20 protein-coding genes and 1 pseudogene are annotated in these 22,738 nt (G+C 72.8%); 10 read left to right on the top strand and 11 right to left on the bottom strand.

The features are described 5' to 3' along the window. The first annotated feature begins 12 nt into the window (after positions 1-12). Positions 13-1,254 carry a D-alanyl-D-alanine carboxypeptidase family protein gene (locus ACZ4SW_RS07535; RefSeq protein ID WP_468239165.1) on the top strand — a complete coding sequence of 414 codons (1,242 nt, stop codon included), beginning with the start codon at positions 13-15 and terminating at the stop codon, positions 1,252-1,254. Positions 1,255-1,515: 261 nt separating this feature from the next. On the opposite strand, the pseudogene ACZ4SW_RS07530 reads toward ACZ4SW_RS07535, so the two are convergent. Beyond that, a pseudogene (locus tag ACZ4SW_RS07530) lies at positions 1,516-1,683 on the bottom strand (3-oxoacyl-ACP reductase); the annotation flags it as partial. 90 nt (positions 1,684-1,773) lie between these two features. Between ACZ4SW_RS07530 and ACZ4SW_RS07525 the strand changes: the two are divergent. Beyond that, complete coding sequence (locus ACZ4SW_RS07525; RefSeq protein ID WP_468239163.1) at positions 1,774-3,138, top strand: multidrug effflux MFS transporter; 1,365 nt, start codon at positions 1,774-1,776, stop codon at positions 3,136-3,138. Between the two features lie 11 nt (positions 3,139-3,149). Next, complete coding sequence (locus ACZ4SW_RS07520) at positions 3,150-4,262, top strand: serine hydrolase domain-containing protein (protein ID WP_468239432.1); 1,113 nt, start codon at positions 3,150-3,152, stop codon at positions 4,260-4,262. Between the two features lie 84 nt (positions 4,263-4,346). Here the strand turns inward: ACZ4SW_RS07520 and ACZ4SW_RS07515 are convergent, their stop codons facing one another. Next, positions 4,347-5,609, bottom strand: coding sequence for an FG-GAP-like repeat-containing protein (locus tag ACZ4SW_RS07515; RefSeq protein WP_468239161.1), 1,263 nt, complete (start codon positions 5,607-5,609; stop codon positions 4,347-4,349). 151 nt (positions 5,610-5,760) lie between these two features. Here ACZ4SW_RS07515 and ACZ4SW_RS07510 point away from each other — a divergent pair, with 151 nt between their 5' ends. Both ACZ4SW_RS07510 and ACZ4SW_RS07505 read left to right on the top strand, forming a co-directional pair. After that, entirely contained in the window at positions 5,761-6,771 is a 1,011-nt protein-coding gene (locus ACZ4SW_RS07510) for a small ribosomal subunit Rsm22 family protein (RefSeq protein ID WP_468239158.1), read from the top strand. A 151-nt stretch (positions 6,772-6,922) separates the two neighbouring features. Then, a complete protein-coding gene (locus ACZ4SW_RS07505) occupies positions 6,923-7,654 on the top strand; it encodes a bifunctional DNA primase/polymerase (protein ID WP_468239156.1) in 732 nt (243 codons plus the stop codon). A 28-nt stretch (positions 7,655-7,682) separates the two neighbouring features. Here the strand turns inward: ACZ4SW_RS07505 and ACZ4SW_RS07500 are convergent, their stop codons facing one another. The 4 genes from ACZ4SW_RS07500 to efeO are packed head-to-tail and all read right to left on the bottom strand — an operon-like array spanning position 7,683 to position 11,921. Next, on the bottom strand, positions 7,683-8,684 hold the full coding sequence (locus ACZ4SW_RS07500) for an SCO2278 family lipoprotein (protein WP_468239154.1): 1,002 nt from the start codon (positions 8,682-8,684) through the stop codon (positions 7,683-7,685). Continuing rightward, positions 8,641-9,516: an iron uptake transporter permease EfeU gene (efeU, locus tag ACZ4SW_RS07495; protein ID WP_468239151.1), complete on the bottom strand. Its 876-nt coding sequence runs from the start codon at positions 9,514-9,516 to the stop codon at positions 8,641-8,643. The genes ACZ4SW_RS07500 and efeU overlap by 44 nt, the downstream gene beginning before the upstream one ends. A 3-nt stretch (positions 9,517-9,519) precedes the next feature. Continuing rightward, entirely contained in the window at positions 9,520-10,770 is a 1,251-nt protein-coding gene (gene efeB / locus ACZ4SW_RS07490) for an iron uptake transporter deferrochelatase/peroxidase subunit (protein ID WP_468239149.1), read from the bottom strand. A 17-nt stretch (positions 10,771-10,787) separates the two neighbouring features. Continuing rightward, positions 10,788-11,921 carry an iron uptake system protein EfeO gene (gene efeO, locus ACZ4SW_RS07485; protein ID WP_468239147.1) on the bottom strand — a complete coding sequence of 378 codons (1,134 nt, stop codon included), beginning with the start codon at positions 11,919-11,921 and terminating at the stop codon, positions 10,788-10,790. Positions 11,922-12,050: 129 nt separating this feature from the next. On the opposite strand from efeO, the gene ACZ4SW_RS07480 reads away from it, so the two are divergent. Beyond that, on the top strand, positions 12,051-12,695 hold the full coding sequence (locus tag ACZ4SW_RS07480) for a PhzF family phenazine biosynthesis protein (protein WP_468239144.1): 645 nt from the start codon (positions 12,051-12,053) through the stop codon (positions 12,693-12,695). A 57-nt stretch (positions 12,696-12,752) separates the two neighbouring features. Here ACZ4SW_RS07480 and map read toward each other — a convergent pair whose 3' ends face one another. Then, entirely contained in the window at positions 12,753-13,610 is an 858-nt protein-coding gene (map, locus tag ACZ4SW_RS07475; protein WP_468239141.1) for a type I methionyl aminopeptidase, read from the bottom strand. A gap of 60 nt (positions 13,611-13,670) precedes the next feature. On the opposite strand from map, the gene ACZ4SW_RS07470 reads away from it, so the two are divergent. Continuing rightward, the gene (locus ACZ4SW_RS07470; RefSeq protein ID WP_468239138.1) at positions 13,671-13,904 is read left to right on the top strand and encodes a hypothetical protein; all 234 of its coding nucleotides are present in this window, start codon (positions 13,671-13,673) and stop codon (positions 13,902-13,904) included. A gap of 311 nt (positions 13,905-14,215) precedes the next feature. Here the strand turns inward: ACZ4SW_RS07470 and ACZ4SW_RS07465 are convergent, their stop codons facing one another. Next, positions 14,216-14,818 (bottom strand): hypothetical protein, encoded by a 603-nt coding sequence (locus tag ACZ4SW_RS07465; protein ID WP_468239136.1) that lies wholly within the window; start codon positions 14,816-14,818, stop codon positions 14,216-14,218. 225 nt (positions 14,819-15,043) lie between these two features. Between ACZ4SW_RS07465 and npdG the strand changes: the two genes are divergently transcribed. Both npdG and ACZ4SW_RS07455 read left to right on the top strand, forming a co-directional pair. Then, positions 15,044-15,748 (top strand): NADPH-dependent F420 reductase, encoded by a 705-nt coding sequence (npdG, locus tag ACZ4SW_RS07460; protein WP_468239133.1) that lies wholly within the window; start codon positions 15,044-15,046, stop codon positions 15,746-15,748. Positions 15,749-15,875: 127 nt separating this feature from the next. Continuing rightward, positions 15,876-16,070 (top strand): hypothetical protein, encoded by a 195-nt coding sequence (locus ACZ4SW_RS07455; protein WP_468239131.1) that lies wholly within the window; start codon positions 15,876-15,878, stop codon positions 16,068-16,070. Here ACZ4SW_RS07455 and ACZ4SW_RS07450 read toward each other — a convergent pair. The 3 genes from ACZ4SW_RS07450 to ACZ4SW_RS07440 all read right to left on the bottom strand — a co-directional run bounded on the left by ACZ4SW_RS07450 (position 16,060) and on the right by ACZ4SW_RS07440 (position 19,249). Further along, positions 16,060-16,860, bottom strand: a complete 801-nt coding sequence (locus tag ACZ4SW_RS07450; RefSeq protein ID WP_468239129.1) for a site-2 protease family protein — start codon at positions 16,858-16,860, stop codon at positions 16,060-16,062. The genes ACZ4SW_RS07455 and ACZ4SW_RS07450 overlap by 11 nt on opposite strands. Positions 16,861-17,141: 281 nt before the next feature. Next, positions 17,142-18,596: an MFS transporter gene (locus ACZ4SW_RS07445; protein WP_468239126.1), complete on the bottom strand. Its 1,455-nt coding sequence runs from the start codon at positions 18,594-18,596 to the stop codon at positions 17,142-17,144. Further along, positions 18,593-19,249, bottom strand: a complete 657-nt coding sequence (locus ACZ4SW_RS07440) for a TetR/AcrR family transcriptional regulator (RefSeq protein ID WP_468239124.1) — start codon at positions 19,247-19,249, stop codon at positions 18,593-18,595. The genes ACZ4SW_RS07445 and ACZ4SW_RS07440 overlap by 4 nt, the downstream gene beginning before the upstream one ends. Before the next feature lie 177 nt (positions 19,250-19,426). Here ACZ4SW_RS07440 and ACZ4SW_RS07435 point away from each other — a divergent pair, with 177 nt between their 5' ends. Further along, positions 19,427-22,711 (top strand): BTAD domain-containing putative transcriptional regulator, encoded by a 3,285-nt coding sequence (locus tag ACZ4SW_RS07435; protein ID WP_468239121.1) that lies wholly within the window; start codon positions 19,427-19,429, stop codon positions 22,709-22,711. Positions 22,712-22,738 lie beyond the last annotated feature (27 nt).

The raw sequence follows: 22,738 nt of genomic DNA, 5'->3' as shown, positions 1-22,738 counted from the left end.
TACCGTCCCGGGGTGCATTTCTCCTCTCCGCTTTCCCCGCCCGACGCGCGGTCCCGGTACGGCGCGCGGTCCCCGCACGACGGACGGCTGTCCCCGCACGAGGCGCGGCTGTCCCGGCGGGCCCTGCTCGGGCTGGCCGCCGCCGCGCCGCTGGCCCTGGCGGCACCCGCGCCCGCGTCCGCGTCCGAGGTCCCGGCCATCGGCGGCGAACGACTGGGCCTGGCCGGTGTCCAGGTGCAGGGCGCCGCCGCGCTGCCGAAGAAGCTCACCGCCCGCTCCTGGCTCGTCGCCGACCACGACAGCGGCGAGGTGCTCGCCGCGTGCGACGCGCACCGGCGGCTCGCCCCCGCCTCCACGCTGAAGATGCTGTTCGCGGACACCGTGCTGAAGAAGTTCGAGCGGACCCGGACGTACACGGTGACCGACGCCGACCTCGCGGACATCCCCGCCGGGTCCAGCCTCGTCGGCATCAAGCCCGGGATCACGTACACCGTCGAGCAGTTGTGGCTCGGCGTCTTCCTGCGCTCCGGCAACGACGCCGTCCACGTCCTCAGCCACATGAACGGCGGGATCGCGAAGACCATCGCCGAGATGCAGGCCAAGGCGGACGATCTGCAGGCCCTCGACACCCATGTGGCCAGTCCCGACGGCTTCGACCACCCCGGGCAGCTCTCCTCCGCGTACGACCTCACGCTGTTCGCCCGCGACGGCCTCAGGAACGCGGACTTCCGCGGCTACTGCTCGACCCGGATCGCGAACTTCCCGGCGGGCGGGAAGAAGACCTTCCAGATGCAGAACACCGACCGCCTGCTGACCGGTGCCTGGGGTCTTGGCACGTACAAGGGCCTCATCGGCGTCAAGAACGGGTACACCAGCAACGCGGGCAACACCTTCACCGGCGCCGCCACGCGCGGCGGACGCACCCTCCTCGTGACCGTCATGCACCCCGAGCCCGGCGGCAACGGCGTCTACCAGGAGACCGCCTCCCTGCTCGACTGGGGCTTCGCGCACGCCGGGAAGGTCCGGCCCGTGGGCACCCTGGTGGAGCCGGTCAGCGAGGGCGGGGCGAGGGCGACGCCCGCGCCCGGGCGGCAGGCGTCCCGTGGGGCGGCCGGCGCGTCGCACGGCGGTCCACCGTGGGGGCTGATCGGCGGGGCCGGGGGAGCGGCGGCGCTGCTGGCCGGCGGGGTCTACGCGCTGCGCGGGCGAGGGCGGCGCAAAGCCGCCGCCGAGGACGGCCGCCACCGGAGTTGAGGCGGGGCGAAGCAAGGGCAGCCGTTCCGCGGTCCGGCGCGTACCCCGCGGTCCCACGCGAGGTCCACCCCCTTCCGGACCACGGAACGGCTGCCACCCCCCCTGGTGTGGCCTGTGGAATACCGGTGCTCCAAATGTGAAGCTCCGGTGTAGGCGGGTTCAGCGTAAGCCCGTCATGTGCGCGGATGGTGCGGAGTCTTCAATTCCGTTTGTGGAAGTTGAGTTGTCGACAAAAAGGCGCCCGAGGCGCCGGATCCGTCCGCCGCGGCCCGCGTCCGGCATCGCCGCCGCCGTCGGCGGCACCGGCACGGTCGCGAACTGCACGTTCGCCTCCAGCGGCAGCTCCGTCATGGGCCGCACGGTGCGCGCCACGTCGACCACGTCCAGCACGGGCTCGACCGCCACCTCCCCGTTCGCCCCGAGGACTCCACGTGGGCGTGTCCGCCCCTCGGTACACCGCCTCGTCCGGCCCGTGGAAGCTGAGAACATAAGGGGCGCACGTACGACGAGGAGGAGCACATGCCCGAGCGTGGCCGAACCACGCACGACCGGAAGCAGCCGCACAGCCACATAGCCGATCCGGAGGCCGCAGCGCCCGGCGCCGCACCGCACACCCGGGCCGCCCTGCGCCGCACCGGTCTGCTGGTCACCTTCCTGCTCGGCGCCCTCACCGCCACGCCTCCGCTCGCCATGGACATGTACCTCCCGTCCCTGCCGGAGGTCACCAGGTCCCTGCACGCGCCGGCCGCGACCGTGCAGCTCACCCTCACCGGCTGCCTCGCGGGCATGGCGCTCGGCCAGCTCCTGGTCGGCCCCATGAGCGACAAGTGGGGGCGTCGCCGCCCGCTGCTCACGGGCCTCGCCGTGTACGTCCTCGCCACCATGCTGTGCGCCCTGGCCCCCTCGGTGGAGGCGCTGGTCGCGTTCCGGCTGGTGCAGGGGCTCGCGGGCGCGGCCGGGATCGTCATCGCCCGGGCCGTCGTCCGCGACCTGTACGACGGCATGGCCATGGCCCGCTTCTTCTCCACCCTCATGCTGATCTCCGGGGTGGCGCCGATCGTCGCGCCGCTCATCGGCGGCCAGATCCTGCGCGTCACGGACTGGCGGGGCGTGTTCGTGGTCCTCACGTTCGTCGGGATCGCGCTCACCGCGCTGGTGTGGGTGCGCCTGCCCGAGACGCTCGAGCCGGCCGACCGGCACGGCGGGGGAGTGGCCGCCGCCCTGCGCTCCATGCGGACGCTGCTGGCCGACCGCGTCTTCACCGGCTACACCATCGCGGGCGGCTTCGCCTTCGCCGCGCTGTTCGCGTACGTCTCCGCGTCCCCGTTCGTGATCCAGGAGATCTACGGCGCCTCCCCCCAGACCTTCAGCCTGCTGTTCGGCCTCAACTCGGTCGGCCTGGTCGTCGCCGGGCAGGTCAACGGCAAGATCCTGGTCGGCCGGGTCAGCCTCGACAAGGTCCTCGCAGTCGGCCTCACGGTCGTCACCCTCGCCGCGACCGCACTGCTGCTGATGGCGACGGGCGCCCTCGGCGACGTCGGTCTCGCACCGGTCGCCGCCACCCTGTTCGTGCTGATGTCCGCGATGGGCATCACCCTGCCCAACACCCAGGCGCTCGCCCTGATGCGCACCCGGCACAACGCCGGATCCGCGTCCGCGCTCCTCGGCACCACCTCGTTCCTCATCGGCGCGGTCGCCTCGCCGCTCGTCGGGGTCGCCGGCGAGCACACCGCCGTCCCGATGGCCGTCGTCCAACTGGCGGCGGCCCTGGTGGCGGTCGCCTGCTTCGTGGCACTGTGCCGTCCCTGGAACGCACGCGCGGGCGCGGAGGGCGGGAACACCCTTCGCTCGAACGCGGCCGAGAACTTGGGAGCAGAGAGCTGAGCGCACCGAGACTGCGCGTCGACACCCCGGAGAAGGCCGGGCTCGACGCGGAGCACCTGCGTCTTCTCGTACGCGAGGTCCACGCCGCCGTCACCGGGGAGCGCCCCTGGGCGGCCGGCGCCGTGGTGGTCGCCGGGCGCGGACCGGTGATCGCCGTGGAGCACGCGGCGGGCTGGGCGGTCCGCTACGCCGCCTACGACGCCCGGGCCGACCGGGGCGTGGAGCTGCCGCGGCAGGAGCGGGTGCCGATGACCGTGGACACGCCCTTCGATCTGGCCTCCCTGACCAAGCTGTTCACGGCGGTCGCCGCGGTGCAGCAACTGGAGCGGGGCACGCTCGGCATCGACGCGCGCGTGGGGGCGTACCTGCCGGAGTTCCGGGCGGCGGCGGACGCGGGGATCACCGTACGGCACCTGCTCACCCACACCTCCGGGCTGCGGCCCGAACTCCCGTTGTACGACTGCGCGTCGCACGAGGAGCGGCTGGCGCTGCTGCGCGCGGAGGCACCGGTGGGTGCGCCCGGCACGTACTGCTACTCGGACCTCAACCTCCTGCTGCTGCAGTACGTCCTGGAACGCGTCACCGGCCGCACCCTCGACGCGCTCGTGCGCGACGGGATCACCCGGCCGCTGGGGATGACGGCGACGGGTTTCGGGCCGTGCCCGGACGCGGCGGCCACGGAGGACCAGCGGCGGCCGTGGGCCAAGGCGGACCGGGGGATGGTGCGGGGCCGCGTCCACGACGAGAACGCGTGGGCGCTCGGCGGAGTGGCCGGGCACGCGGGCCTGTTCTCGACGGGGCGGGACCTGGCGGTCTTCTGCCGCACACTGCTGGCCGGCGGCTCCTACGGGACGGCACGCATCCTGGGCCCCGACTTCGTCGAGCTGATGCTGACCCCGCCGGGCCTGGGCTTCGCGGTGGACCAGCCGTGGTTCATGGGCGAGCTGGCGGGCCGGGGCGCGGCGGGCCACACCGGCTTCACGGGCACATCACTGGTCCTGGACCCGGCGACGGACACCTTCCTGGTCCTCCTGGCGAACACCGTCCACCCGCGCCGCCGCACCCCGGACAACGGCCCACGGGCACGGGCGGCGGACCGGCTGGCCCGGGCGGTGCGGGCGTGAGCGGCGCTCTCCGGGGGCAGGGGCGACGCAGGGCCACTGCTCTGCGTCGCCCCTCCAGGGCCGTTCCTCCCTGGAGGGGCGTGCTCAGAAGCCGCCGTTGAGGTCGTACCAGTTGCGGTTCCACACCTGGTACTTGGCGAAGGATCCGTTGCCGTTGCCCGCGTAGACCCGTAGCTCGTCCGCCGTCACCGAGGCGTCGGGGTTCCGGTAACCGTCCTGAGTGGCGGCGACCAGGTCGTTGCGGCCGTCACCGTCGACGTCGCCTACGCCGAGGAAGGTGGACATCTGGCCCCAGCCGCCGCCGATGAGCTTCCGGGCGCCGAAGGAGCCGTGTCCGTTGCCGGGGTACAGCCACAGGTTGCCCGAGGTGTCACGGGCGAGGAGGTCGCCGTGGCGATCGCCGTTGAGGTCGCCCGGTGCGGTCAGGGCGTTCATGGACTTCCAGCCGCCGCCCAGGGATGTGCGGGCGGCGAAGGTGCCGTGGCCGGTGCCGGCGTACAGCCACAGGGTGCCGGCGGAGTCACGGGCCAGCAGGTCGCCGCGTCCGTCGCCGTTCAGGTCACCGGTGGCGGTGATGGTGGCCATCGACTTCCAGCCCCCGCCGAGGTCCTTGCGTGTGCCGAACCCGCCCCGGCCGGTGCCCGGGTAGACCCACAGCTCGCCGGAGGAGTCGCGGGCGACCAGGTCTTCGGTGCCGTCGCCGGTGAGGTCGCCGTGCCGGGTCAGGGCGGTCATGGAGTTCCAGCCGCCGCCGATCAACGTGCCGTCCCCGGTGCCGGAGACGAACCAGAGCCGGCCGCTTCGGTCCCGGGAGAGCAGGTCCGCGCGGCCGTCACCGTTCAGGTCACCGAATCCGGCGGCGCTCTGGGCGGGCTCCGCGTACCACCCGGCGTAGGGCGGACTGCTGCACTCCCGCTCGTTGGGCACGATCTTGATGGAGCTGATCGCCTTGTCGAGGCTCGAGTCGGAGTCCGTGTAGCCGTTGTCCGGTGGGTCGGCGAAGTAGGTGCCGCCGTAGTTCGGGTCGGTGTAGAGGCAGGAAATGCTGGACGTGCGGTTCCAGTAGGAGCGGATCCTGTTGTCCCACGTGCCCATCGTGGGCATGTCGGAGCGGGTCTTCATCATGGAGCCCGTCTCGCTCGTACCGGTCCATCCGCACAGGTAGCCGGACGGGCAAGCGCTCGCCGACGTGGTGGCGGCCTGCGCGGGTGCGGTGAGCGGCACCGCCACCAGCGCCGTGCTCCCCGCAGCCACCAGCAGTCGTATGAGGCGTCTGTTCACGTAGGTCCCTTCTGGGGGCTCTCCCTGGAGATCGAACAGGGCCAGCGCACTGTACGCCTCTGCCATGGGCGCATCTGAGGCGGCGGCCGTCTCGGCGGTCAGTACTCGGAGGGCCCGGGGTCTCCGTCGTCCGGCGGAAGCCGTCAGCGGATCGCCGCTCTCGTGAATGAGTACCGCTCTTCGAAGCGAGCACCGCTCACCGCCCTAGAATCGCCACGTGAACGCCCCCGACTCCCCAGCCGACGCTCTCCGTGCCGCCCTGTCCCGGCTGCTCGACGGGCTTCCGTCACGGCAGGCCGGTCAGGCCGTGGAACGGCTGATCGCCAACTACCGGGGGCGGACCCCGACCGACGCGCCCGTGCTGCGCGACCGCTCCGACGTGGTCGCCTACGCCGCGTACCGGATGCCCGCCACGTTCGAGGCGGTGTGCGCGGCGCTCGACGCCTTCGCGGCCGCCGCCCCCGGCTGGACGCCGGCGAGCCATGTGGACATCGGCGGTGGGACCGGCGCCGCCACCTGGGCCGTGAGCGCCACCTGGGGCGGGGAGCGTCCGGTCGCCGTGCTCGACTGGGCCGAGCCCGCGCTGGCGCTCGGCCGGGAGATCGCCGAGGCCAACCCGGCGCTCAAGGTCGCCGAGTGGCGCCGCTCTCGTATCGGAGCGGCGCTCACCATAGAGAGCGCCGATCTCGTCACGGTCTCCTACGTCCTCGGCGAGCTCACCGAAGCCGACCGCGCCGCCGTCGTGGACACCGCGGCCGCCGCCGCCCAGGCCGTCGTGATCGTCGAACCCGGCACCCCCGACGGCTACAGCCGCGTCATCGACGCGCGCGACCGACTGATCCGCGCCGGCTTCCACGTCGCCGCGCCCTGCCCGCACAGCGCCGCCTGCCCCATCGTCCCCGGCGAGGACTGGTGCCACTTCTCGGCCAGGGTCAGCCGTTCCTCACTGCACCGCCAGGTCAAGGGCGGCTCGCTGCCGTACGAGGACGAGAAGTTCAGCTACGTCGCCGCGAGCCGATTCCCGGTGCTCCCCGCCGCCTCCCGCGTGGTCCGGCGCCCGCAGATCCGCAAGGGCCAGGTGCTCCTCGACCTGTGCGGCCCGGACGAGTCCCTGCACCGCGCCACGGTCACCAAACGCCACGGACCGCTCTACAGGGCCGCCCGCGACGCGGATTGGGGCGATGCCTGGCCTCCGCCTTCCGGTGATGCCGGCGGACAGACCGGATGAAATCCCGCGATATCCCCTGATGGCGGCCCTGAGTTGGGATCGCCCGGTTGCCCCGGGCCCACCCCGGTGGGCAGCTCCGGTCACCCGTCGCGCAGGATGGTGGGACCATAGGGCATGCTGTCGGGACCACAGCAGCGAGGCGAGGGGATAGATGAGCGCAGACTTCGGCCGCCGCGCGAGCGTGCAGGGCAGGATCTCCCAGTGGCTGCGCGGACGACGTCCCGCCCGTCTCGAGGAGGACGCCGGCGACGGCGGCCGTGAGGCGATGCTGCTGGCTGCCGCCGCGGCCGGGTTGCCCCTCGCCCCCGCCGCGCACCCCGTCGGCTACCGCTGTTCCTGCGACCGCGTCGGCTGTCCCACGCCCGCCCGGCACCCCGTCTCCTTCGCCTGGCAGACGCAGTCCACCACCGACCGGGCGCAGATCGAGCGATGGGCCCGGCACGAGCCGCGGGCCAACTTCATCACCGCCACCGGGATGGTGCACGACGTGCTCGACGTCCCGCGCGAGGCCGGCGAGGAGGCCCTGGACCGGCTGCTCGCCTCCGGTGTCGAGGTGGGCCCCGTCGCCACCACCGGGGACGGCCGCATGCTGTTCTTCACGCTGACCCGCGGCACGCCCGAGGACGAGGACGAGTGGTGGCCGTGCGAACTGGACTGCCACCCCGAGACCATGGACGAGCACCCGGGGCTGCGGTGGCACTGCCGGGGGTCGTATGTGCTGGTGCCCCCGGCGCGGTTGCCGGGGGACCTGACGGTCGAGTGGGTCCGGGGTCCCGAGCACGCGCTGCCGGATCCCCTGAGCCTGCTCGAGGTGCTCACCGACGCGTGCGCGCGGTACGCCGGGAGCGAGAGCGAGTTGGCGGGCTGGCCGCACCGGGGCTGAGCCCCGGCTGCGACCGCCGTCACCGACGTCACTCCCCCTTGGCCCCCGTCAGCCCCTCCACCCGGCTCACGAACTTCACGCGGCCCTTCACCGGGTCCAGCACCGCCTGGTTCGATACGTACTCCAGGGTCAGGGACTGCTTGACCTCCCCGGTCAGCAGCGCCTTGGTGTTCGGGTCGGTGAGGTTGATGTTCACGCCCTGCGCGGCCGTCTGTTTCTCGTAGTGGTGTGTGGCGAAGAACACCAGCGCGCCGCCGTCCGTGGTGCGCAACCCCACCGGGGCGTAGTCGCCGTTGGTCAGCGACTCGTCGATGTACTGCCGGGCCAGTCCCGGCTTGGTCGCGTTCTCCAGCCGGGTGGCCCGCCACTGCGAGGTGTGCGGGCCCGGCGCGAACGCGTCCCCGCCGCTCTGCAGGTAGGTCGCGTAGGCGGTGCTGAGCTTCCGGGGCTGGACGGCGAGCGCCGGATCGTCCGCGGGCACGGGCTCGGCCCAGCCGTCCTTGTCCGTCTTGAACGCGGGCACGTCGCCGGGCGCGAGGATCGTCAGATACGACACCGCCCACACCTTGCTCGCGTCGGAGCGGGTGAACACGAGCAGCCAATGGGCGTCCGCGCTGCCCTTGTTGGCGCGGGTGTCGGCGACGAACCAGCGCGGCCAGCCGGCCTTCGCGGGGATGACGAACCTGGCGTCGGTCAGCTTCAGCGGCACATGGGCGGGGTTGCCGCCCGGGTTGGTCCGGTGGCCGGCCTCCAGTTTGCCGCCGTCGATGGCGCCGAGCGCACCGGTGACCCGGCCGGCGTCCTGGGACCGGTCGTACGTCTTGTCCGCCTTGTTGTAGGCGGTGAGGAAGTCCTTCAGCGCGCGGGCCGCCTCGGCGCGTGTCGCCGTCGGTACGACCTCCCGCTCGCCGTGCACCACGACGCAGCCGCTCGCCGTCATGGACAGAACCGTCACCGCCGCCGTTGCCAGGGCGAACCGGCCTGGACTACGCAGCGTTCGAGGGCTGCGATCCCCGCGCTCCCTGCTCATCAGTGACCTTCACCTTCCCCTTTCCGGAGGCGAACCCTACCGGGGACAGGAAAAGCGCGAGCGTCGGGACCAAGTACAGCAGCCACACCGTGACCTGAAGGACCGTCGGATCGGGCTGGAAGTTGAACACGCCCTTCAGCAGCGTGCCGTACCAGCTGTCCGGCGGAACGGTGCCGCTGATGTCGAAGGCGAGGCTCGTCAGGCCCGGGATCCAGCCGGCCTCCTGCAGGTCGTGGAAGCCGTAGGCGAGCACGCCCGCGGCGACGACGACCAGCAGGCCGCCGGTCCAGGTGAAGAACTTCGCCAGGTTGATCCTCAGGGCGCCGCGGTAGAACAGCCAGCCCAGGAAGACGGCCGTCGCGAGGCCCAGGGCGACGCCGACGAGGGGGCGCGGGGTGCCGTCGCTCGCCGCGTGCACCGACGCCCACACGAACAGCGCGGTCTCCAGCCCCTCGCGGCCCACGGCGAGGAACGCGGTGGCGACCAGCGCGCCCGTGCCCATCGCCAGGGCCGCGTCCAGCTTGCCGTGCAGTTCGGACCGCAGATGCCGGGCCGTGCGCCGCATCCAGAAGACCATCCACGTCACCAGGCCCACCGCGAGGATCGACAGGGAGCCGCCGAGCGCCTCCTGCGCCTGGAACGTCAGCTCCTGGGAGCCGAACTCGAGGACGCAGCCGAAGCCGAGCGCGAGGGCGACCGCGATGCCGATACCGGTCCAGATCGGCCTCAGCGCGTCGCGGCGGCCGGTCTTGACCAGGTAGGCGATCAGGATGCAGACGACGAGGCTCGCCTCCAGCCCCTCGCGCAGGCCGATCAGATAGTTGGAGAACACGGGTCAGGCCTCCTCGGACAGCAGGGTGCGGCCCCACCAGTCGCCCGAGTCCCGGACGCCGGGAGGGATGGCGAAGACCGCCGAACCCACGTGCTGGATGTACTCGTTGAGCGCGTCGTGCGCCGCCAGCCTGCGCTGGAGCGGGATGAACCCCTTGCGGGGGTCGCGCTGGTAGGCCAGGAAGAACAGGCCCGCGTCGAGGCGGCCGAGGCCGTCGGTGCCGTCCGTGAAGGAGTAACCCCGGCGCAGGATGGTGATGCCCCCGTTGGAGTCGGGGTGGGCGAGACGGACGTGTGCGTCGGGCTTCATCGCCTTCAGGAACGGCTCGTCGTGCTCCTTGGCCCTGCCGGCCGGTGCGCCCTCGCGCTTGTCCCGGCCGAAGACGTCCTCCTGCTCCTGCAGCGAGGTCCGGTCCCACGTCTCGACGTTCATGCGGATCCGCCGGGCGACCAGATACGAGCCGCCGGTCATCCACGCCGGCCCGTCCCCGTCGCCGACCCACACGAACTTCTTCAGCCGGTCGGTCTCCGTGCCCGCGATGTTGCGGGTGCCGTCCTTGAACCCGAAGAGGTTGCGCGGCGTCTGGGCGTCGGGGGTCGTCGAGGACGTCTTGCCGAAGCCGAGCTGGGACCAGCGCACGGCGACCTTGCCGAAGCCGATGCGGGCCAGGTTGCGGATGGCGTGCACGGCGACCTGCGGGTCGTCCGCGCAGGCCTGGATGCACAGATCGCCGCCCGTGCGGGAGCCGTCCAGGTTGTCGCCGGGGAACTTCGGCAGGTCGACCAGCGCCTCGGGCCGCTTGCCCGTCAGGCCGAACCTGTCGAAGAACGACGGCCCGAAGCCGATCGTCAGGGTCAGCCGCGAGGGTTTGAGGCCCAGCGCCTCCCCGGTGTCGTCCGGGGGCGCCTCGGCGAGTCCGCCGTACGCGCCCTCACCGACGGCCTGCCCGGCCGTCATCCGGCGCGCGGCGGCCGTCCACTCCTTCAGCATCTCTACGAACGCGGCCCGGTCGTCGGTCTTCACGTCGAACGCGGCGAAGTGCAGCCGGTCCTGCACGGGCGTGGCGATGCCCGCCTGGTGCGCGCCGTGGAACTCCACCGCGCCGCCCGCCTCGGCGGCGGCCGGATCCGCGTCGCCGCCCGCGCCCGCAGCCGCCACCGCACCGCCGGCCACGGCGGCACCGAGCGCGAGCCCGGCGCCGGTCCAGCCGATCAGCGCCCGGCGCGACGGACGGGTCCCCTGGGTGTCGGTCATGTGCTCCGCCCCCCTGTTCACTTCACGACCGCGGCGGCGAGCTTGGAGAGCGGCTCGGCGAGGGCGTTCACCGCGTCCGAGAGCTCCTTGCGCTGTGCCTCCGTGACCTTGTCGTAGGAGACGAAGTCGTACGAGGCGCTGTCCGGGCGGTACTTGTCCAGCAGGGCGTTCAGCGCCGAGAACTGCCGGTCCAGTTCCTTGGCCAGCGCCGGGTCGTTCTTCGACGCGACCGGCTTCAGCAGCTCGTACGCCTTCTGCGCACCCTCCACGTTGCCCTTGAAGTCGACCAGGTCGGTGTGGGCGTAGCGGTCCTCCTCGCCGGTGACCTTGCCGGTGGCGACCTCGTCGAGGAGTTCCTTGGCGCCGTTGGCCATGGAGGTCGGGGTGATCTCGGCCTTGCCGACCCGGCCCTGCCAGTCCTCCAGGTCGGTGACGAGCCGGTCGGCGAGGGTCTTCTCCTCGGCGCCGATCCTCTTGTCCTGCCAGAGCGCCTTCTCCAGGCGGTGCCAGCCGGTCCACTTCTGGCCGGCCTCCAGGCCGTCCTCGCGGACGTCGACCTTCGGGTCGATGTCGCCGAAGGACTCGGCGACCGGCTCGGTGCGCTCCCAGCCGAGGCGGGAGACCGCGTATGCCTTCTTCGCAGCGTCCAGGTCCCCGTCCTTGACGGCCCCGACGAAGGTCCGGACGCGCGGAAGGGTCTCGTCGGCCTGTTCCTGGACGTAGGCGCGGTAGTCGGCGACGGCCTTGTCCAGTTCAGGGTCGCGCCGGGTGGTCCCGCCGCCGGTCGCCTTGACGTCCTGCCGAATGCCCTTGCCCTTCATGCCGGGCTTGCACGCGATCCGGTAGTCGCCGGCCTTGACCTCGGCGGTGACCTTCTGACGGGTGCCGGGACCTATGTTCTCGCGCTCGGCGACGACCCGGTCGTCCGGGAAGAGCACGTAGACCTCGGTGACCTTCGAGCCCTTGTTCTCGATGGCGAGCTCGACGTGTCCGGCCGGGAACTGCGTCTTGGACAGTTTGCACGCGTCGTCCGTCGCGGTCACGGTGATCACGCGGTCGCCGTCCTCGGCGCTGCTCTTCTCCGTGCAGGCCGTGACGGCGGTCAGGGCCGCGACGGTGGCGACGGCGGCAAACAGGCGGACGGCTCGCATGCAGGCTCCATGGAGATGCGGTTTGGTGAGGCTTGCCTAATTTACCTGAGCCTTACTCGTGCTATACCCGGCTTGACCGTGATTCAGGTCTCATCGGGACGCCGCGCGGGGTGATGCTTGAATGCCGGGGTGACTGACTACGACGTGCTGCGGGTCTTCTGCGGGCCCGGCGGCGGCTACGGCAACGAACTCGGCGTCGTCCGGGACGGTTCGCTGATCCCCGAGCCGGACGAGCGGCAGGCGTTCGCCGCCAAACTGGGCTTCAGCGAGACCGTGTTCGTCGACGACCCCGAGCGCGGGGTCATCGACATCTACACGCCCACGCTGCGGCTGCCGTTCGCCGGGCACCCCTGCGTGGGCACCGCCTGGCTGCTGGACCTGCCGGAACTCGTCACCCCCGCCGGCGTCGTGGGAGCACGCCTGGACGGCGAGTTCAGCTGGATCGAGGCCCGCCCGGAGTGGGCGCCCCCGCGCACGCTGCGGCAGTACGCGACGGCGGCCGAGGTGGACGGGCTGCCCGTGCCACCGCCGGGGGAGTGGCTTTACGCCTGGGCGTGGGAGGACGAGGCGGCGGGCCGCGTGCGCGCCCGCGCCTTCCCTGGTCGCGACGACGGTATCGACGAGGACGAGGCGACGGGCGCGGCGGCGCTCCTGCTCACCGCCCGACTCGGCCGCGCGCTCAACATCCGCCAGGGAGCAGGCTCACAGATCCTGACGGCACCGCAGCCGGAGGGGTGGGTGGAGGTCGGGGGCAGGGTGTTCCTGGAGCGCTGAGACGGCCGATGCCCCCGGACCGCGCCGGCTACGGCGGCGTGAGACGACGCGTGCCGGCTACGGCAGCGTGAGGATCTCCGCTCCCGTGTCCGTGACGACCAGAGTGTGCTCGAACTGCGCCGTCCGCTTGCGGTCCTTGGTCACGACCGTCCACCCGTCGTCCCACATGTCGTACTCGTACGTGCCGAGGGTGAGCATGGGCTCGATGGTGAACGTCATGCCGGGCTGCATCACCGTGGTCGCGTGCGGGCTGTCGTAGTGCGGGATGATCAGCCCTGAGTGGAACGACGAGTTGATCCCGTGACCGGTGAAGTCCCGCACGACCCCGTACCCGAACCGCTTCGCGTACGACTCGATGACGCGGCCGATGACGTTGATCTGACGGCCCGGCCGCACGGCCTTGATGGCGCGCTCGAGGGACTCGCGGGTGCGCTCGACGAGCAGCCGGGACTCCTCGTCCACGTCGCCGACCAGGTAGGTGGCGTTGGTGTCGCCGTGGACGCCGCCGATGTACGCCGTCACGTCGAGGTTGATGATGTCGCCGTCGCGCAGGACCGTGGAGTCCGGGATGCCGTGGCAGATGACCTCGTTGATCGAGGTGCACAGCGACTTGGGGAACCCGCGGTAGCCCAGGGTCGACGGATAGGCGCCGTGGTCGCACATGTACTCGTGGGCGACCCGGTCCAGCTCGTCCGTGGTCACGCCCGGGGCGATGATCTTCGCGGCCTCGGCCATCGCCCGCGCCGCGATCCGCCCGGCGACGCGCATCGCCTCGACGGTCTCGGGAGTCTGCACCTCCGGCCCGGTGTACGGGGTCGGCGCCGGTTTGCCGACGTACTCGGGGCGGCGGATGTTTCCGGGCACGGAACGGGTGGGAGACAGCTCTCCTGGTACGAGCAGCGACTGGCCAGACATGCCAGCGAGTGTATCCAGCGGTCGTGCGGGACCATGGCCGTGGTGAAAGGAGCTTCTGCGATGGCGCTGTTCAGGAAGCGGACGGTGGGGAAGCCGGGCGAGTGGTACTACTGCCTGGTCCATCAGAAGGTCGAGGAGGGCCCGGAGTGCCCGGCGAAGGACCGCTTCGGCCCGTACGCGTCCCGTCAGGAGGCGGAACACGCGATGGAGACGGCACGGGAGCGGAACGTCGAGTGGGAGACGGACCCGCGCTGGCACGACGCGCCACCGGCGGCCGAACGGGAGGAAGACTGAGCCGGGCGTCCGGCGGCGCCCCAGCGCCCCCACCTCTGCCGCCGCCCGGCGGAGATCCCCGGCCCACCCGCCCGGCAGGGCGGGTGGGTGCTGCTCGCCCCGCCCGGCGCAGCCCTTGGCGGGAACCGAATCCCGGCCGCCGGCCCGGCCCGCCCGTGCGTGCCGCCCGGAGGCGTACCGCGTGCTCGTGCGTGCGGGCGTCGTAGCGCGTCAGGGCCGGGAGGCATACGGCCGGAGCGGTCACCGCCCCCGTGCACAGCAGGCCGCCGCCCCACCGGTGCGGTGCCCTGGGCAACCGGTTCTCCCGGCCGCTACCACCTGGCCGGCGGCGGCTGCGTGAGGTGGTCCGCCAGCCGGGACAGACGGTCCCGGAAGCGGCGCCGGCCCCGCGGATCCGGCAGCCGGTTCTCCCCGGCCGCCGCGCTCACCAGGTGCTGCACCGTGTCCAGATCGAGGTCCGTGTCCGCCGGGACCGACAGCGACTCGTGCGCCAGCGCCGTCAGGTCCCGGTCCCCGGCGTCCAGCGCCAGCACCGTCGCCCCGGCCCGCCGCGCGTCATGGACCCGCTCCAGCAGCCCCGCCCCCGGCGCGGCGGGCGACACCACCAGCAGCGTCTCCCCGCGCCGCGCCGCCGAGAGCCGCCCCAGGCCCACCGCCAGGTGCGCCGGGTCGGAGGCCCGCGCCGCGTGCCGCACCAGCGTCGGGGACAGCTCCGGCGTCCCCGACCAGGCCGCCTCGTCGACCAGGTGCGCCGCCAGGTGCCACGGCTCGTACTCCTCGGTGCCCACGAGCAGCAGCCCGCCCCCGTGCGACACGACGGACCCGCGCAGCGTCCCGGCGAACCGGCGCGTGGTGACCGGCCACTCGGTCCCGGCGAGCACTTCCCGAAGCAAGGCGACCCGTACGGCGTCCATACGCCGGCATCCTGCCGCAGACGGCCCCCCGGCAACGGCGGTTCCCCCGGAATTCGCCCGACCCGGGCACGGACCCGGGCAGGATTCGCACCCGGACCCGGACCATGGGGCACACCAGCACCGCCGCTCACCGCCACCCGCCCTCCGAACGCGCACCTCCCGCCGATCCCGCGACGCCCCTCACCTGAGCGGCGGGACCGGCCGGGGCGCACGTAGAGTCGGCCCATGACCTCTACCGACAGTGCACCCAAGGCCCCCGCCAAGGACCCCTGGGACCTCCCCGACGTCTCCGGACACGTCGTCGGCGTGCTCGGCGGCACCGGGCCGCAGGGCAAGGGCCTCGCCTACCGGCTCGCCCGGGCCGGACAGAAGGTGATCATCGGCTCCCGTGCCGCGGAGCGCGCCCGGACCGCCGCCGAGGAGATCGGCCACGGTGTCGAGGGCGCCGACAACGCCGAGACCGCGCGGCGCAGCGACATCGTGATCGTCGCCGTGCCGTGGGAGGGCCACGGCCCGCTGCTGACGTCGCTGCGCGAGGAGCTGGCCGGCAAGCTCGTCGTCGACTGCGTCAACCCGCTCGGCTTCGACAAGAAGGGCGCCTACGCCCTCAGGCCGGAGGAGGGCAGCGCAGCCGAGCAGGCCGCCGCGCTGCTGCCGGAGTCGCGGGTCACCGCCGCCTTCCACCACCTGTCCGCCGTGCTCCTGGAGGACCCGGAGATCGAGCAGATCGACACGGACGTCATGGTCCTCGGCGAGGAGCGGGCCGATGTGGAGATCGTACAGGCGCTGGCCGGACGCATCCCCGGCATGCGCGGCGTCTTCGCGGGCCGGCTGCGCAACGCCCACCAGGTGGAGTCGCTGGTGGCGAACCTGATCTCCGTCAACCGGCGGTACAAGGCACACGCCGGTCTCCGGATCACGGACGTATGACCTGTATGACCTGATGGGGGACACTGGTCGGCGAAGCAGTCCGAGTGTTCCGGGTGCTCCGAGTGCTCGACGAGTCCGAGCAGTCCGAGCAGTCCGAGCAGTGTCCCCCGACAGGAGAGCCGATCCCATGCCCCGCCTCGCCCTCTACGCCCTCGCCGTCTGCGTCCTCGCCGTGGCCGCGGCCGTCGTCTCCTTCGTCCAGGGCAGTTGGCTCGGCATCGTGTGGATCCTGCTCGCCGGCGTGTCGTCCAACATGACCTGGTACTACGTCAGGCGCGGCCGGGCGGAGCGGGCAGCGCGGGCGAAGTCCGTCACGGGCTGACCGAGCAGAACTCGTTGCTGCCCTGCCAGAAGCGGTACAGCTCCTGACCGCAGTACTGGTCGAAGCCGCCGATGCCCAGGCCGTTCAGGATGGTGTCGATCACGTCGAAGAACGCGTTGTTGACGGACGGCACCCACAGCAGCGCGAACAGGAACAGCAGGCCGAACGGCGCGAAGGGCTCCACCTGGCGCCGGACGCTGTACGGCAGCCAGGGCTCGAGAATGCCGTAGCCGTCCACGCCGGGCACCGGCAGGAAGTTCAGGATCGCGGCCGTCACCTGCAGCAGCGCGAGGAACGCGAGGGCGAACCGGAAGTCCCGGGGCACCCCGTCCAGCGCGTGCAGCCAGAACGGCGCCGTGCACACCGCCGCGAACAGCACGTTCGTCAGCGGGCCCGCCGCCGAGATCAGGCTGTGCCGCCAGCGGCCCCGGATCCGGCCCCGCTCGATGAACACCGCGCCGCCCGGCAGACCGATCCCGCCCATGATCACGAAGACCACCGGCAGCACGATGCTCAGCAGGGCGTGGGTGTACTTCAGCGGATTCAGCGTGAGGTAGCCCTTCGCGCCGACCGAGATGTCGCCGCTGTGCAGGGCGGTGCGGGCGTGCGCGTACTCGTGCAGGCACAGGGAGACGACCCAGGCGGCCGTCACGAACAGGAACACGGCGACGCCGGGCTGCTCGGCGAACCCGCTCCAGGTGGCCCAGCCCGTGACCGCCGTCACGGCCAGGATCCCGACGAACACGGGACTGATCCTGCGGTCACTGCGCCGGGCGGCGGCGGTGGTCATGGGGCTCCCTGATCTCGGTACACACATGGGCGACGGCCCGACCGTACCGGGCGTACGGGGAGAACGTCTCGCCGGAGGGGCCCGGTTCCGGGGGCCGGCCGCCGAGCCGGTCTCCTGCAGGCGTACGTGGTGCAGGGCCGTGGTGAAGAACGGCACGGCGTACACGCCCTGGGCCGAGTCCGGTCACCACCAGGGGCACTCGTCGCGTTCCTTGCCCCCGGCGGCGTGGTTCGGCCCCCGGTACCGGTTGCACCGCTCGGTCCCGAGGCCGCGAAAAAACCTCAGGAATCCTTCCGCCCGACAGTTTCGCGCGGGCGCCGCCCGCGGGGCTGGGACCTGGGCGAGGACGCGGGGGTCGTGTCGTGTCCTTCCCGGTGGACTGGTCCTTCCCGGTGGACTGGGCGCGAGGGCAGCCGATACGCAGGGAACAGGCCGAGAGCAGCGAGGGCGGCCAGGACCAGCAGGGCAGGGCTCATGGTAGAAACAGCGGGCCCGGTCGCGCCGGCTGCGACGGCGATGCCGAGGGTCGGCCCGATGTTCATGGCGGTCTGCTTGAGTCCGCCGACGACCCCGGCGTACCCGGGCGGCGCGTCGCCGACGACGGTCCCGGTGGCAGTGACCATCACCGTGGCGAAACCGGCACCGATGACGGCGAAGGCGGCGGTCATGGCCATCCACGGGCTGGCCGGACCGAGCCGGGACAGCTCCCCGATGCCGGCCGAGACGAGGACCGTACCGGCGATCGCGGTGCGGCGCGCACCGTACCGGCGCAGTGCGGCGGCCGCGGCCGGTGCGCCGAGGACCATGAGCGCGGTCAGCGGAAGGACGCGCAGACCGCTGGCGAGCGGGTCGAGGCGGAGTGTGTCCTGGAGGTAGAACGTGGCCCTGAACAGTGCGCCGAACAGGCCGGCGTTGGTGATCAGCAGGATCGCCGTCGACGCCGTCACCGGTGTGGAACGTGCCACGGCCGGCGGAACGATGGGGTGCGTGGTGCGGCGTTCGTGCCGGGCGAGGACCGCTGCGACGCCTGTGACGGTGAGGAGTTCGAGCAGCGTCGGCAGGGAGGCCCACCCCCGCGCGGGTACGTCGGCCAGGGCGTGAACGAGGACTGCCAGTCCGATCGCGAGCAGGCCGGCACTGGTGAGGTTGACCTGCGAAGAGGTGGCACGTTCAGGTGTCGGCGTCCGCACCGCGACGACGAGAGCGGCGATGGCGAACGCGATGGGCACGTTGACCCAGAACACGGCGCGCCAGCCCAGATGCGCCACGAGAGCACCGCCGAGGACCGGACCGGATCCCGCCGCCACTGCGATGGCACTGGTGCGGATGGCGATGGGCGTGCCGAGCCGGTCCGCGGGATACGCCAGCCGCAGCAGCGCGAGCGTCGAAGGCTGCAGGAGCGCGCCGAATCCACCCTGCAGCGCGCGCAGGACGATCACCCAGCCGACGGTCGGCGCGAGGGCGATCCCGGCGGAGGCGGCCCCGAAGCCGAGGACGCCGACGAGCATCAGGCGCTGATGCCCGTACCGGTCCCCGAGGCGCCCGGCGATGACGAGCAACGCGGCCACCGCGACCAGATAGCCGGTGCTCGTCCACTGGATCTGCGCCATGCTCGCGCCGAGATCACGCCGCAGGCCGGGCTGTGCCACGAGCAGGATGGTGCCGTCCAGTGCGACGATCATTGCGCCGGCCACGCTGACCAGAAGTGCGAGCCGCCGCTGTACGAGTGCGGTCATGAGGCCACCGGGCCGAGATGGGCGTCCAGAACCGCCGTGATGAGGCGGTCGCGTCGGTCGTCGCCCGGGTCACCGCCCTGCGGTGGCGCTCCGAGGGCGAGTTGCAGGCTGCCCCAGGCCCACAGCTGGGCGATGCCGTGCAGGTTCGACCACAGGGCGGCCGCGGCCACGGCAGGCGGAGGTGCGGCCGTATCCGGCTCGTCGGTGCGTTGCGCGGCATCCCGCTCCGATCGGCATCGGGCGACGAGTTCGGCGATGTGTCCGAACAGCGGGAGGGTCGACTCGCGCAGCCGCGGTTGATCCGATGCCTGCGGCCCGCTGTCGAGCAGGTCGTGCCGGAACATCAGCTCGAACATGCCGCGACGCTCCAGCGCGTACCCGACGTACACCCGCGCGAGGACCTCCAACTGGCCGCGCGGTGTGGTCGTGCCGGCGATCGCGGCCTCGAACCGGGCTCCGAGATCCTCGAATCCGCGACGGGCGACAGCGGAGAGCAGCGCGTGGTGCGTAGGGAAGTACCGACGCGGCGCCCCGTGCGACACCCCCGCTCGACGGGCTATCTCCCGTAGGCCCACGGACGCCGAGCCCTCGGTGAGCACGAGATCCACCCCGACATCGATCAACCGCTCCCGAAGGGAGCTCTCACCATGCATAGACAGTGTCTACCACTGGTGAGTAGACACTGTCTACTCACGTCTGTTCGCTGTGAACGTCCGCAGGCCGTCCCGCAGTTGGCTTGCGGCTCGGGTCAGCGACAGGAGTCCGCGGCCGGTCGGGCCGCACGCCGCGCCACGGAAACCCCGTGACCCCCGGTGACGGTGGCAGAGAGAATGAACCCCGTGCGCTATCGCCTTCTCGGTACCACCCAGGCACTACGCCCCGACGGCACGCCCCTGGCCGTCGGCGGGGCGCGGCTGCGTGCCCTGCTGACCGTGCTCGCGCTGCGGGCCGGCCGGGCCGTGCCGGCCGCCCTGCTCGTCGACGAGGTGTGGGACGGCGACCCGCCCGCCGACGCACCCGGCGCCCTGCAGGCACTGGTCGGGCGGCTGCGGCGGGCGCTCGGTGCGGACGCCGTGGAGTCCGTGGACGGCGGCTACCGGCTGGCCGCGGCACCCGACGACGTCGACCTGCACCGCTTCGAGCGGCTCACCGGGGACGGCCTGCGCGCACTCGCCGACGGCGACCCCGCGAAGGCGGCGGTCGTGCTGGACGACGCCCTCGCCCTGTGGCACGGCCCCGCCCTGGCCGACCTGCCCGACCGGACCGCCGAGGCCGCCCGCTGGGAGACCCGCCGCCTGGATGCGCGCCGCGCCCGCCTCACCGCCGCGCTCGCCCTCGGCCACGGCGAACAGCACCTGCCCGAGCTGACCGCCCTGTGCGACCTGCACCCCCTGGACGAGCCCCTGCAGGCGCTGCGCCTGCGTGCCCTGCGCGACGCGGGCCGCCCGGCCGAGGCCCTGGCCGCCTACGAGGACGTACGGCGGGTGCTCGCGGACCGGCTGGGCTCCGACCCGGGGCCCGAACTACGGGCGCTCCACGAGGAGTTGCTGCGCGACCCCGGCACCCCGCCCGCCACGGTCCCGTCCCACGGGGATGCGTCCGCCGCACCCCCACCGCCGCCCGGCAACCTCCGTGCCCGGCTCACCTCCTTCGTCGGGCGCGACGCCGACATCGACGCGCTGCGCGGTGATCTCGCCCGTGCCCGGCTGGTCACCCTGCTCGGACCCGGTGGCGCCGGAAAGACGCGGCTGTCCCAGGAGGCCGCCGAGACCGTGGCGCACGAGTTGCGGGACGGCGTGTGGCTCGCCGAACTCGCGCCCGTCGACGACCCGGAGGCCGTGCCCGAGGCCGTGCTCACCGCCGTCGGCGCGCGCGAGACCGTGCTGCGCGGCGCAGGCGCCGAGGAGATGCGTGCCGTCGCCGAGCGGCACGACGACCCCCTGGTGCGGCTCGCCGAGCACTGCGCCCGGCGCCGCATGCTGCTCATCCTCGACAACTGCGAACACGTCGTGGACGCCGCCGCCCGCCTCGTCGCGTACCTGCTCGAACGCTGCCCCGGCCTGACGGTCCTCGCCACCAGCCGGGAGCCCCTCGGCGTCCCCGGAGAGGTGCTGCGGCCCGTCGAACCGCTGCCGCAGCCCTCCGCGCTGGAACTGCTCGCCGACCGCGGCGCCGCCGCCCGTCCCGGCTTCCGCGTCGAGGACGACCCCGAGGCCGCCGCCGAGATCTGCCGCCGCCTCGACGGGCTGCCCCTCGCCATCGAACTGGCGGCCGCACGGCTCCGCATGCTCACCCCCCGCCAGATCGCCGACCGGCTCGACGACCGCTTCCGGCTGCTGACCTCCGGCAGCCGCACCGTGCTGCCCCGCCAGCAGACCCTGCGGGCCGTCGTCGACTGGTCCTGGGAACTCCTCGACGAGGACGAACGGGCGGTGCTGCGCCGGCTGGCCGTCTTCTCCGGCGGCTGCGACCTGACCGCCGCCGAAGCCGTGTGCGGACCCGCCGCCCTGGAGGCGCTCGGCTCGCTCGTCGACAAGTCCCTCGTCGTGGCCGCCCCGGCGGGCGACGGCGGGATGCGCTACCGGCTCCTGGAGACCGTCGCCGAGTACGCGGGCGAACGGCTCGACGAGTCGGGTGAGCGCTCCGACGCCGAACGCGCGCACCTCACCCACTACCGCGAACTCGCCCGCACCACCGACCCGTTGCTCCGCTCCGCGCAGCAACGCGCGGCGATCGAGCGCCTCCAGCTCGAATACGAGAACCTGCGCACCGCCCTGCGCCGCGCCGTCGCCGCCCGCGACGAGCAGGAGGCGCTGTGCCTGCTGCTCTCGTTGTGCTGGTACTGGCAGATGCGGGACCTGCGCACCGAGGCCCGCGCCTGGTCGACCGCCGTGATGGCCCTGGGCCCCGACCCCTTCACCGCGCCCGCGCGTCCGGTGCCGGACCTGCTCGACCGACCCACCGACAGCCCGCCGCCGATGCCCCCCGAGGTCCTCGACGAGGCCCGCCGCGGCGCACACCTCGTCCACCTCGCCTGCATGGACATGGACATCCAGGCCTGGGAGACGCCCGAGGCGAAGGAGAAACTGCGCGTCATCAGCCGGACCTACCGGCCCGGCCAGCCGCAGACCTGCCGGGTGCCCGGGTTCCTGTGGTTCTTCGCCGTCCTGCTCGACGCCGACATGGAGCGGGTACGCGTGGTCCTCGACGAGACCGTGCGCACCTGCCGCGAGCTCGACCAGCCCTGGGAGCTCGCCCAGATACTCCAACTGCGCGCCAACATCCTCGCCAACCGCGCCGACTGGGCGGGCGACGCCGCGCGCGACGCGGACGAGGCACTGGAGATCTTCCGCCGCCTCGGCGACGCCTGGGGCGCGGCCGAGGCCCTGTCCGCCCGTGGTGAGGCGCACGAACGCAGCGGTGACTACCTGCTCGCCGCCGCCGACTACGAGGCCGCGCAGCGCCAGGCCGAACAACTCGGCGCCCGCTCCCAGATGGCGGTGCTCGGCGCCCGCCTCGGCAGTGCCCTGCTGGACGCGGGGGAGGTCGAGCGGGGGGAACGGCTGCTGCGCCAGGTGATCGGGGAAGGCCACGGCACGACGGACGCCATGCCGTTCGCCCGGATCTTCCTGGTGATGTGGCTCGGCCGGACGGACCGCGTCGCTGAGGCGCGTGAGCAACTCCAGGTGGTGCGCAAGGAGTTCGGCGCCGTGTCCTTCGCGGTCTTCGACGGGATGGTGATGGGTCTGGACGCCTGGCTGGACGCCGTCGAGGAGCGGTACGAGGAGGCGCTCGCCAAGGTGCGCACGGCACTCGCACGCGCGGCGGACCGGATGAGCCTGGTGATCGCGCCGCACATGGGCTCCGTGCATCTGGTGACCGCGGCGATCGCGCTCGCGGGCGTGGACGGCGGGCTTCGCGCCGGGGACGCGGCCCGGTGTGTGGCCGCCGCCGACGGGCTGCTGCCGCCCGGCCACGTCCGGGCACCCGCGGAGCTCGACGCACGCGCCAGGGCGGAGGCGGCCGCCCGGGCCGCGCTCGGCGACCCGGCCTACGAGGCCGCGTACGCGGAGGGCGGCGGCCTCACTCTGGAGGAGGCCGCCGCCCTCGTGTGACGCGGACCGGCTGTGCCGTGCCCGGCG

This window comes from Streptomyces sp. NPDC028331, from assembly GCF_055565775.1.
The sequence above is the reverse complement of the archived record's forward strand: the minus strand, read 5'-3'. Positions and strand labels throughout refer to the sequence as shown.

Bases quoted from the DNA above. Each gene is read 5' to 3' on its own strand.
- ACZ4SW_RS07525 (WP_468239163.1), top strand. From the start codon at position 1,774: ATGCCCGAGCGTGGCCGAACCACGCACGACCGGAAGCAGCCGCACAGC.
- ACZ4SW_RS07515 (WP_468239161.1), bottom strand. From the start codon at position 5,609: ATGGCAGAGGCGTACAGTGCGCTGGCCCTGTTCGATCTCCAGGGAGAG.
- ACZ4SW_RS07505 (WP_468239156.1), top strand. From the start codon at position 6,923: ATGAGCGCAGACTTCGGCCGCCGCGCGAGCGTGCAGGGCAGGATCTCC.
- ACZ4SW_RS07500 (WP_468239154.1), bottom strand. From the start codon at position 8,684: ATGAGCAGGGAGCGCGGGGATCGCAGCCCTCGAACGCTGCGTAGTCCA.
- efeB (WP_468239149.1), bottom strand. From the start codon at position 10,770: ATGACCGACACCCAGGGGACCCGTCCGTCGCGCCGGGCGCTGATCGGC.
- efeO (WP_468239147.1), bottom strand. From the start codon at position 11,921: ATGCGAGCCGTCCGCCTGTTTGCCGCCGTCGCCACCGTCGCGGCCCTG.
- map (WP_468239141.1), bottom strand. From the start codon at position 13,610: ATGTCTGGCCAGTCGCTGCTCGTACCAGGAGAGCTGTCTCCCACCCGT.
- ACZ4SW_RS07470 (WP_468239138.1), top strand. From the start codon at position 13,671: ATGGCGCTGTTCAGGAAGCGGACGGTGGGGAAGCCGGGCGAGTGGTAC.
- ACZ4SW_RS07465 (WP_468239136.1), bottom strand. From the start codon at position 14,818: ATGGACGCCGTACGGGTCGCCTTGCTTCGGGAAGTGCTCGCCGGGACC.
- npdG (WP_468239133.1), top strand. From the start codon at position 15,044: ATGACCTCTACCGACAGTGCACCCAAGGCCCCCGCCAAGGACCCCTGG.
- ACZ4SW_RS07455 (WP_468239131.1), top strand. From the start codon at position 15,876: ATGCCCCGCCTCGCCCTCTACGCCCTCGCCGTCTGCGTCCTCGCCGTG.
- ACZ4SW_RS07450 (WP_468239129.1), bottom strand. From the start codon at position 16,860: ATGACCACCGCCGCCGCCCGGCGCAGTGACCGCAGGATCAGTCCCGTG.
- ACZ4SW_RS07445 (WP_468239126.1), bottom strand. From the start codon at position 18,596: ATGACCGCACTCGTACAGCGGCGGCTCGCACTTCTGGTCAGCGTGGCC.
- ACZ4SW_RS07440 (WP_468239124.1), bottom strand. From the start codon at position 19,249: ATGCATGGTGAGAGCTCCCTTCGGGAGCGGTTGATCGATGTCGGGGTG.
- ACZ4SW_RS07435 (WP_468239121.1), top strand. From the start codon at position 19,427: ATGAACCCCGTGCGCTATCGCCTTCTCGGTACCACCCAGGCACTACGC.